At 74.5% G+C, this 9,721-nt stretch carries 7 protein-coding genes and 1 pseudogene; 4 read left to right on the plus strand and 4 right to left on the minus strand.

Annotation, left to right across the window (positions count from 1 at the left end):
- Nucleotides 1-615: pseudogene (locus L1885_RS17140) on the minus strand (SAM-dependent methyltransferase); the annotation flags it as partial.
- Between the two features lie 182 nt (nt 616-797).
- On the opposite strand from L1885_RS17140, the gene L1885_RS17145 reads away from it, so the two are divergent.
- Both L1885_RS17145 and L1885_RS17150 read left to right on the plus strand, forming a co-directional pair.
- Nucleotides 798-1,751, plus strand: a complete 954-nt coding sequence (locus tag L1885_RS17145) for a DUF4352 domain-containing protein (RefSeq protein ID WP_235797997.1) — start codon at nt 798-800, stop codon at nt 1,749-1,751.
- Nucleotides 1,752-2,483: 732 nt separating this feature from the next.
- Nucleotides 2,484-2,705 carry a hypothetical protein gene (locus L1885_RS17150; RefSeq protein ID WP_235797998.1) on the plus strand — a complete coding sequence of 74 codons (222 nt, stop codon included), beginning with the start codon at nt 2,484-2,486 and terminating at the stop codon, nt 2,703-2,705.
- 149 nt (nt 2,706-2,854) lie between these two features.
- Here L1885_RS17150 and L1885_RS17155 read toward each other — a convergent pair whose 3' ends face one another.
- The gene (locus L1885_RS17155; protein ID WP_235798003.1) at nt 2,855-3,442 is read right to left on the minus strand and encodes a TetR/AcrR family transcriptional regulator; all 588 of its coding nucleotides are present in this window, start codon (nt 3,440-3,442) and stop codon (nt 2,855-2,857) included.
- Between the two features lie 69 nt (nt 3,443-3,511).
- On the opposite strand from L1885_RS17155, the gene L1885_RS17160 reads away from it, so the two are divergent.
- On the plus strand, nt 3,512-4,285 hold the full coding sequence (locus tag L1885_RS17160) for an oxidoreductase (protein ID WP_235797999.1): 774 nt from the start codon (nt 3,512-3,514) through the stop codon (nt 4,283-4,285).
- Between the two features lie 249 nt (nt 4,286-4,534).
- Nucleotides 4,535-4,894: a VOC family protein gene (locus tag L1885_RS17165; RefSeq protein WP_235798000.1), complete on the plus strand. Its 360-nt coding sequence runs from the start codon at nt 4,535-4,537 to the stop codon at nt 4,892-4,894.
- 41 nt (nt 4,895-4,935) lie between these two features.
- On the opposite strand, the gene L1885_RS17170 is transcribed toward L1885_RS17165, so the two are convergent.
- Both L1885_RS17170 and mfd read right to left on the minus strand, forming a co-directional pair.
- Nucleotides 4,936-5,751 carry an HNH endonuclease family protein gene (locus tag L1885_RS17170; protein ID WP_235798001.1) on the minus strand — a complete coding sequence of 272 codons (816 nt, stop codon included), beginning with the start codon at nt 5,749-5,751 and terminating at the stop codon, nt 4,936-4,938.
- A 212-nt stretch (nt 5,752-5,963) separates the two neighbouring features.
- Nucleotides 5,964-9,518: a transcription-repair coupling factor gene (gene mfd / locus L1885_RS17175; protein ID WP_235798002.1), complete on the minus strand. Its 3,555-nt coding sequence runs from the start codon at nt 9,516-9,518 to the stop codon at nt 5,964-5,966.
- Between the last annotated feature and the right edge of the window lie 203 nt (nt 9,519-9,721).

Here is a 9,721-nt window from a genome sequence, read left to right on the forward strand (position 1 = left end):
CACCCCGGCGAGCGCGGCCATCAGGGACGCGGTGTCGGCCGGAGTGAGCGTGTACTGGCGGGGGTTGGCGTCCAGGTAGCGGCCGAGCAGGAATTCGAAGGCCTCCGAGGCCCCGAGTTCGCCCGCGAGTTCGGCCGCGCCGCGCAGCAGGGCCGCGCTGGGCAGCAGTTCGCGGACGGAGGGCGTGTGCACGACGGGCAGGCCCGGCCCGCCGGACGCGGGCCCGAGGCGTGGTGCGAGGACCGCGTCGAGGGCGGCGGGCAGGCCCCGGGCGAGCGCGTCGTCGGTGCCGGCCGCCAGGGCCCGCCAGTCCTCGGGCCGTTCGCGTACGAGCACCAGCACGCAGCCCACCCGTACGAGCGCGGCGGCGGCGCCCGCGGCATCGCCCGCCAGCTCCTGCCAGACGCGTTCACGCGGCGGCACGGCGGCGAGCTTGCCCTGCGCGCGCAGCCATCGCTCGACGTCGGAGAGCGCGAAGGAGGGACTGGTCTCCGTACCGCCCACCGGCTGCGGGAAGTCCGCGTGCCTGCGGCGCCAGTTGCTCACCGCCGCGCGTCCGACCCCCGCGAGCCGGGCGATCCCCGCGGCCGTCACCTCAGTCGCGTTCTCGGGCACGGGCTGCCTCCCCCTGTGGATCCGGTGTAGCGCCGAGCATACAGGTGCCACCTGAGCGCAGGCATTCACACTCGAAAACCGACCTCTCCTCGATTTTCGTGTTGACTCGGTTCACAAGCTCTGCTGTTATTGACCCACCGCTACAGGGGACCTCGTCAGTCCCGGAGGAAAGGGGGGGACCCATGTCCCAGTACACGCAGGGCCCGCAGGGGCCGGCAGGACCGCAGGGCGCCGGCGGCCAGGACCCGTGGGGGGCCTCGGGGGCCCGGCCGCAGCAGGCGGCCGCACCGCACGGACCCGGGGGCCCGCTCCCGGAGGGGCCGGCGGCGCCGGGCTCCCACCACGCGCCCCGCGCCCGCAACGGGCTCGGCATCGCCGCCCTGATCCTCGGTCTGGTGGGTGCGCTCAGCGGCCTCGTGCCCGTCCTGTTCTGGCTGGCGGGCGTGCTCGGCCTGATCGGCCTGATCCTGGGCCTGGCCGGGCAGGGCCGGGCCAAGCGCGGCGAGGCCACCAACAAGGGCGTGGCGAGGATCGGCGCGCTGCTCGGCCTGGTCGCGATGATCGTCGCGGTGATCGGAGCGGTCATCACGTTCCGGGCCGTCGGGGACGCGGTCGACCAGATCGACAAGGCCGCGGCGGGCAGTTCGGCGTCGGCGAAGCCGCACGCGGGCTCGGGCGCGGACGCCGACAAGACTGGTAAGACCGACAAGGGCGACAAGGCCGACAGCGGCGTGGGTTCCAAGGACAAGCCGCTGTCCGCGGGCGACACCGCCGTCTACGACGACGACCTGAACGTCACGATCGGGGCGGCCCAGCCCTACTCGCCCGACGACTTCGCGGTCGGCCACAAGCCCGGCAACCACGCCTACAAGGTGACGATCACGATCGAGAACAAGGGCAAGAAGGCCTACGACGCGACGCTCACGACGGTCGCGGCCCGGGCCGGCGCCGACGGCCGCGAGGCGACGGAGATCTTCGACAACACCGTCGGCGAGGGCTTCACCGGCCAGGTGCTGCCGGGCCGGAAGGCCACCGCGGTGTTCGCGTTCGACGCCCCGGGCGCGGCCCGCTCGCTGACGGTGCAGTTCTCGCCGGGCCTCAGCTACAACGAGACGCAATGGGACCTGTCGTTCTGATCGGCCGGAGTCTCGACCCGCGGGGCGCAGGGGGCCGTCCCGCACCACCCGGTGGGCCCGCGGAGGGGGCGGGCCCACCGGGCTTCTCGCCGTTCGGTGGGCACGCCGGGGCGTACGCGCGGGGGCGGCTTGCGTCCGGCCACGGCAAGGCCGTTCGGACGCCCCACCCGTCCGGGCGAACACCGGGCGGGTGGGACTCCCGGCGCGGGCAGGGCCACTAGCGTCGCGGCCATGGCGACGTCGGCAGACCCCGCGATCCCGCTCCGGCCCTCATCCGCCCCCACCCCACCGCTCGTACCCGCCGCATGCCCCGCCTCCCCGGCGCCCCGCGCATGCCCCACGCCCCGTGCGACCCCCGCGCCTCCTTCGAGCCCTGCGCCCCCCGCACCGGACGCGCCCTCCCCCGGGACGGGACGCTCCCGCACCGCCGGAGTACGCGGCCGTGCGGCGGGCGCGGCCGCCGTCCTGCTCGCGGCGGTGGCCCTGGGTGGCTGCTCGGCCCGGCCCGGGCCCGTGCCGCATCCGTCGCCCCCCTCGGTGGGCGCTCCGGCGGACGACCCGAAGCCGCCCGCCCACACCCCTCGGGCATCCGGGGGAGACCCGGGCCCCGACCCCGCACCGGCACGGCCCCCGGTCTCCTCGCCCGTGCCGGCCCTCCCGCCTGCGGACCCCGGCGCCGCCCGCGACGGGCGGAACTACGGGGCGTGCGCCGACGGTTCGTGCCAGGTCGAGGTGAGCGCCCCCGCGGCGATCCCCGTGGGCCGCCGCACCCTGCACGCCTCCGTCACCGACGGCACGGTCCTGCTCAGCGAGTCCCAGGCCGGCTCGCGCACCACCATGACGCTCTCCGGCACCGGCGGCCACGCCCACCTGCGGACGAACGGCGCGGGTGTGGACGTGACGGTCCGTCGCCTGACGGGCGCCACCGCGGTGCTCGACATCGACGCGTCCTGAGCAGACCGGCGCACGCCGGCACGCACCCTGACCCATCCGCATCCGCACCCGCACCCGCACCCGCACCCGCATGCACGACGCGTACGCCCCCGCCGTCCGCTTCCGGACCGGCGGCCCGGACCGGCCCGGCGGCCCCGGACCGGCCCGGCTCAGGCGCCGGCCGCCCCTTCGGCGGCGGGCCGGCGCAGGCCGTCGAAGATCAGCCCGGTGATGCGGGCGGCGTCCTCGCGCCAGCCCTCCGTGTCGCGCAGATTGCACACGCCGCCCATGGCGCGCAGCAGGATCCTGCCGTCGACGTCGGCGCGGATCGTGCCCGCCGCCGCACCCGCGGCGAGCAGCCGGTCGAGACAGGCCGCCATCCGCGCCCGCGCCTCGTCGAAGACCGGCGAGTCCGTGGCCAGGATGCTCTCCAGCGCGGCCGCCATCCCCCTGCCGACGGCGGCGTGCTCGACCAGCAGGAACAGGAAGCGCCGGAGCGCCTCGTCCGGGTCGTGCCGCTCCGACAGCGCGGACGGCATGGCGCACAGGTCGGCGACCTCCTGCCGGTAGACCTCCTCGACCAGCGCCTCGCGCGTCTCGAAGTGGCGGTACAGCGTGCCCACCGCGACACCCGCGCGCCGCGCGATGTCCTCGATGTGCGCGCCCGCCTCACCTGCGAGGAAGGCCTCGCGCGCCGCGGTGAGCAGGGCTTCGCGGTTGCGCCGCGCGTCGGCGCGCAGCGGTCGTGACGGCACCAGTGGCTCCATAAGGTGAATCGGGTTCAGTATAGTTCCGGAGTACGGTTCACTTTATCTGGGAGCGGAGCCATGGGCGTGCCCGAAGAGGGTTTGCGGGGATTGCGGGTGCTGGTGACCGGCGGAAGCCGGGGCCTCGGAGCGGCCACGGCGCGCCGCTTCGACGCGGCGGGCGCCCGGGTGGTGACCGCCTCGCGCGGCGCGCCGCCGGACGGCTTCCCCGGCATGTTCGTACCGGCGGACCTCTCCACGGAGCGGGGCGCGGCGGAGCTGGGCCGGCGGGTGATCGACGCCGTCGGCGGGGTGGACGTGCTCGTCGACAACGCGGGGGCGACGACCGGCGCGGTGGAGACCCTCGAACGGTCCGACGCGTCGTGGCGGGCCGAGCTGGACATCAACCTGCTCAGTGCCGTGCGTCTGGACCGGGTGCTGGTGCCGGGCATGGTGGAGCGCGGCACGGGCGTGGTCGTGCACGTCTCCTCGATCGCCGGCCGTCTGCCGCAGCCGGCGGAGGCGCCCTACGCGGCGGCGAAGGCGGCCCTGAACGTCTACAGCCGGTCCCTCGCCGCCGACGTGGGCAGGCACGGCGTGCGGGTGGTCTGCGTCGTGCCGGGCTTCGTCGTGACGGAGGGCGCCGCGGAACACCTGCGGCACCTCGCCGAGGACCGGGGCGTCGCGCCTGCGGAGATCGAACGGCAGCTCGTGGACGACCTGAAGGTGCCGATGGGGCGTCCCGGCAGCCCCGAGGACGTCGCGGAGATGATCGCCTTCCTCGCCTCGCCCCGCGCGAAGTGGCTCACCGGCGCCGCCTTCCGGGTCGACGGCGGCATCCTCCCCACGGTCTGAGCGCTCCCGGGGTCGGCACGGAGCGGCAACGGAGAGCGGCAACGGAGAGCGCCGCGACGCCCCCCGCTGTCCCCGCGGACGGGAGCGCCCCCGGCACGCGTCGGACGAACCGGCGGGCGATCCGGGTGACGGCCCGTCGGACGAGGAAGCAGGCGACCCGGCGCGCCGACCAGCAGGCCGACCTGCCGGCGAACCGGTGGACGGCAAGCGACGAAGAACGTATCCGCAACCCATGACAGCGGGAGAGAAATGAACGTCACCCTGAGCGCCGTGATCATCGAGTCCGGTGACCTGGACGCCGAGAGCGCCTTCTGGCACGGGCTGCTCGGCGGCAGCGTCACCCGGACGCCGGAGCACCACTTCCTGCGCGCGGAGGGCCTGCCGGCGTTCGTCGTGCACCTCGCGCCCGGGCACGTGCCCCCGCGGTGGCCCGAGGGCCCCTCGCAGCAGATGCACGTCGATCTGGCGGTCGACGACCTGGATGCCGCCGACCGCGCGGCGCTCGCCGCGGGTGCCCGGCGCCTGTCACCCGCGGACGGCGCCGCCGCCGCGCGCTCGCGGGTGTACGCCAGCCCCGCCGGGCACCCCTTCTGCCTGCGGGCCGCCTGACGCGGCACACCGCCCGCGCGCCCGCCGTCCGGCCGCCCCGCTCAGCCGCCGCACTGGCGGGCCATCGCGTCCTTGTCCGCCGACGTCACCGGGAGGTGGTACTTGAGGGAGACCTGCGCGAACCGCACCGCGTAGGAGCAGCGGATCGCCTTGTTCGGGGGCAGCCAGGCAGCGGGGCCGGAGTCGCCCTTGGACTCGTTCATCGAGCCGTCCACCGGAATGAGGTTGAGCGGATCGTTCGCGATGCGCTCCCTCTCGTCCTTCGTCCAGTGCGCGGCGCCCATCTGCCAGTCGTACGACAGGGGCATGACGTGGTCGATCTGCACGGCCGTCGCCTTGGTCTTGCGCCAGTCGATGGTCTTGGCCGTGTAGGGGTCGTGCAGCGTCATCGAGGACAGGACGCAGTCGGAGCCGGAACGGTACTTCACGTCCTCGCCGTCGCGTTTGAGCACGTCGTCGCGGGTGTCGCAGCCGTTGTGCGCGTCCGGGACGCCGCTGGCCGAGTCCATCCAGGCGTAGCCGAACTCGTCGCGGTCGTACCCCGTCTTGGGGCCGCGGCCCTTGGTGGCGACCTTGTCGATGAGCGCGAGGCCGCTCTTGCGGTCCGCCGTGGAGGTGAGCGGCGCGAGTCCCCGCTTCGTGCCGTCGGGGTTGCCCAGCGGGCTCACCCCGAAGTCGCCGCCGCGGTCACTGCCGCCGGGCGCCGCGGCGCCCGAGGCCGCCGACGGGTCGTCGCCCGGGGACGAGGCGCCGCCCGGGTCGAGTTCCGTCCGGCACCCGGCGAGCAGCAGCGTCCCCGCGAGGAGAGCCACCGCCCCCGTGCTGCGCGTTGCGCGCCCGATCCGACGTGACGTCATCCGCCCCTGCCCCTCCGCCGACTCCGCGGGGCGGTCCGCCTGCCGGGCGCCCCGTGCAGACGGCTACCCGCTGAGCCGCCCGCCACCGCACGCATGCTCCCGTACGCCCCCTCGCCGCCGCACAGGACCCCTCCCGCACAGGACCCCTCCCGCGCCGGGCCCCACCCGTAACGCGGCCGGGCGTCACGTTCCGCGAACCGCGCGCCCGGCCCTCACGAGCCGAGGATCGTCGTGAGGAACTCGCCCGTCCACGACAGCAGTTCGCGGCCCACCACCGGCTTCCCGCCGATCTTCCCGGTCGTCGGGCGCGGCACGAGGATCTGCTTGGCGGGCGCCTTGATGACCGTGCGCGGGTGCAGCCGCTTCAGCCGCAGCTCCTGCGACTCCCGCAACTCCACCGGCGCGAAGCGGATGTTGCTGCCCTGCAGCACGATCTCGCCGACGCCGCAGGCGCGGGCCAGCATCCGCAGACCGGCGACCAGCAGCAGGTTCTCCACCGGTTCTGGCAGCTTGCCGTAGCGGTCGACGAGTTCCTCGCGCACCGCGCGGATGTCGTCCTCCGAGGTGGCGGAGGCGATCGCCCGGTACGCCTGCAGCCGCAGCCGCTCGCCCGGCGCGTAGTCGTGCGGGACGTGCGCGTCGACCGGCAGCTCGATCTTGACCTCCAGCGGGGCCGCCTCCTCCACGCCGCCGTCGACGGCCGCCCGGTAGTCGGCGACGGCCTCGCCCACCATCCGCACGTACAGGTCGAAGCCGACGCCCGCGATGTGCCCGGACTGCTCGCCGCCCAGGAGGTTGCCCGCGCCGCGGATCTCCAGGTCCTTCATGGCGACGTACATGCCGGCGCCCATCTCGGTGTGCTGCGCGATCGTCGCGAGGCGCTCGTGCGCGGTCTCCGTCAGGGGCTTCTCCGGCGGGTACAGGAAGTACGCGTAGCCCCGCTCGCGGCTGCGGCCGACCCGGCCGCGCAGCTGGTGCAACTGGGAGAGGCCGAAGTTGTCGCCGCGCTCCACGATGAGGGTGTTCGCGTTGGCGATGTCGATGCCGGACTCCACGATCGTGGTGGACACCAGCACGTCGAACTTCTTCTCCCAGAAGTCCACCACGACCTGCTCCAGGGCCTGTTCGGACATCTGGCCGTGCGCCGTCGCGATGCGCGCCTCGGGCACGATCTCGCGGAGCTTCGCCGCCGCCCGGTCGATGGACTCGACGCGGTTGTGGATGTAGAAGACCTGCCCCTCGCGCAGGAGTTCGCGCCGGATCGCGGCGCCGATCTGCTTGTTCTCGTACGGACCCACGAAGGTCAGGACCGGGTGGCGCTCCTCGGGCGGGGTGGTGATGGTGGACATCTCGCGGATGCCGGTGACCGCCATCTCCAGGGTGCGGGGGATCGGCGTCGCGGACATCGTGAGCACGTCGACGTTGGCCCGCAGCTTCTTCAGCTGCTCCTTGTGCTCGACGCCGAAGCGCTGCTCCTCGTCGACGATGACGAGGCCGAGGTCCTTGAACTTCGTCTCGGACGAGAACAGCCGGTGCGTGCCGATGACGATGTCGACGGCGCCTTCGCGCAGCCCCTGCAGCGTGGCCTTGGCCTCCGTGTCGGACTGGAAGCGCGAGAGCGCCTTCACGGACACCGGGAACTGGCCGTAGCGCTCGGAGAACGTCGCGAAGTGCTGCTGCACGAGCAGCGTCGTCGGCACGAGCACGGCGACCTGCTTGCCGTCCTGGACGGCCTTGAACGCGGCGCGCACCGCGATCTCGGTCTTGCCGTAGCCGACGTCGCCGCAGATCAGGCGGTCCATGGGGACCGTCTTCTCCATGTCGTCCTTGACCTCGGCGATGGTGGAGAGCTGGTCGGGCGTCTCCACGTAGGGGAAGGCGTCCTCCAGCTCCCGCTGCCAGGGCGTGTCCTGGCCGAAGGCGTGGCCGGGCGCCGCCATGCGCGCCGAGTACAGCTTGATCAGGTCGGCGGCGATCTCCTTGACGGCCTTCTTCGCGCGGGCCTTCGTCTTCGTCCAGTCGGCGCCGCCGAGCCGGTGGAGGGTGGGCGCCTCGCCGCCGACGTACTTGGTGACCTGCTCCAGCTGGTCCGTCGGGATGTAGAGCCGGTCGCCGGGCTGGCCGCGCTTGGCGGGCGCGTACTCGACGAGCAGGTACTCGCGCGTCGCGCCCTGCACGGTGCGCTGGACCATCTCGACGTACCGGCCGACGCCGTGCTGCTCGTGGACGATGTAGTCCCCGGCCTCCAGCGTCAGCGGGTCGATGGTCTTGCGGCGCCGGGTCGGCATCCGCACGCCGTCCTTGCCGGCCGCCTTCTGGCCGGACAGGTCCGTCTCGGTCAGCACGGCCAGCTTGAGCGCCGGGTCGACGAAGCCGTAGTCGATCGAACCGCACGCGACGTGCACCAGCGACGGCGTGATCTCGGTGAGGCCGCCGCGGTCGGGGCTGTCGAGGCGGGCGGCGATGCCCTCGCCGCCGAGCACCTCCACGGTGCGCGAGGCGGTGCCGTGGCCCTCGGTGACGTAGACGGTGCGCCAGCCGTCGGCGATCCAGCCCTTGGTGTCGGCGAGGGCCCGCGCGGTGTCGCCCCGGTACGTCTCGGGGGCGTGCATCCCGAGGGTGAGCGTGTCCTCGCCCGTGCCCTCCTCGCCGGGCGCGTCCAGCGCGAACGGCGACACGGACCACCACATCATGCCCAGCTCGCGGGCGTGGGCGCGCACGTCGGCGATCGACCACAGGGACGCGGCGCCCACGTCGATCGGGGCGTCTCCGCCGCCGGCGGTGGCGGCCCAGGACGCCTGCAGGAACTCCTGGCTGGTCGCGACGAGGTCCGCGGCCCGGGTGCGCACCCGCTCGGGGTCGCACACGACGGTCATGGCTCCCGCGGGCAGGACGTCGAGCAGCAGCTCCATCTCGTCGACGAGGACCGGCGCCAGCGACTCCATGCCCTCCACGGCGATGCCCTCGGCGATCTTGCCGAGGAGTTCGCCCAGCTCGGGGTGGGCCTCGGCGAGGGCGGCGGCCCGCTCCCTGACGTCGCCCGTCAGCAGCAGCTCACGGCAGGGCGGCGCCCACAGGCCGTGCTCGGCGACCTCCAGCGAGCGCTGGTCGGCGATCTTGAAGTAGCGGATCTCCTCGACGTCGTCGCCCCAGAACTCCACCCGCAGCGGGTGCTCCTCGGTGGGCGGGAAGACGTCCAGGATGCCGCCGCGCACGGCGAACTCGCCGCGCTTCTCGACGAGCTCCACCCGGGAGTACGCGGCGGCCGCGAGCGCCTCGGTCACCTCGCCGAGGTCGGCGCTCTGCCCGGTCCTCAGCTCCACGGGCACCAGGTCGCCGAGTCCCTTGACCTGCGGCTGGAGCACGGAGCGCACCGGCGCGACGACGATCGAGACGGGCCCGGTGGCCGGGGCGTCGGCGGCCGGGTGCGCGAGGCGCCGCAGCACGGCCAGGCGCCGGCCGACGGTGTCGGAGCGGGGCGAGAGGCGCTCGTGCGGCAGCGTCTCCCACGACGGGAACTCGACCACGCCGTCCTCGTCCACGAGCGAGCGCAGCGCGGCCGCGAGGTCCTCGGCCTCCCGGCCGGTGGCCGTCACGGCGAGCACGGGCCGCCTGGTCTCGCGGGCGAGCGCGGCCACGGCGAAGGGCCGCGCGGCGGGCGGGCCGACCAGGTCGACGCCTGGGCGGTGCCCGTCGGCCGCGGCCTTCACCGCCTCCGCGAGCGCGGGGTCGCGCACAACGGCATCGAGCAGACCGTGCAGGCTCATGAAGGTCTTCCGTCCGGGTCCGGGGGCAACGCGAAGGGCCCGACACGTGTCACGGGCCGGGGGCTCCAGGGTACGACCCTGCTCCGGCTGCCCGCGCGGGCGCGAGGGCGGGTCGGCGCGGGGAGGCGGGGCACCGGCCTCCCCTCCCGGGCGGCGCCCGGGTCCCCACACGCGTCCGGCCCCGGCGCGCTGCCCGTGAGGGC

Source organism: Streptomyces fuscigenes (assembly GCF_021556455.1).
Taxonomy (GTDB): domain Bacteria; phylum Actinomycetota; class Actinomycetes; order Streptomycetales; family Streptomycetaceae; genus Streptomyces; species Streptomyces fuscigenes.

What these genes read in the sequence shown, in the direction of transcription:
- mfd (WP_235798002.1), bottom strand. Translation starts at nt 9,518, where the DNA reads ATGAGCCTGCACGGTCTGCTCGATGCCGTTGTGCGCGACCCCGCGCTC.
- L1885_RS17145 (WP_235797997.1), top strand. Translation starts at nt 798, where the DNA reads ATGTCCCAGTACACGCAGGGCCCGCAGGGGCCGGCAGGACCGCAGGGC.
- L1885_RS17165 (WP_235798000.1), top strand. Translation starts at nt 4,535, where the DNA reads ATGAACGTCACCCTGAGCGCCGTGATCATCGAGTCCGGTGACCTGGAC.
- L1885_RS17160 (WP_235797999.1), top strand. Translation starts at nt 3,512, where the DNA reads ATGGGCGTGCCCGAAGAGGGTTTGCGGGGATTGCGGGTGCTGGTGACC.
- L1885_RS17170 (WP_235798001.1), bottom strand. Translation starts at nt 5,751, where the DNA reads ATGACGTCACGTCGGATCGGGCGCGCAACGCGCAGCACGGGGGCGGTG.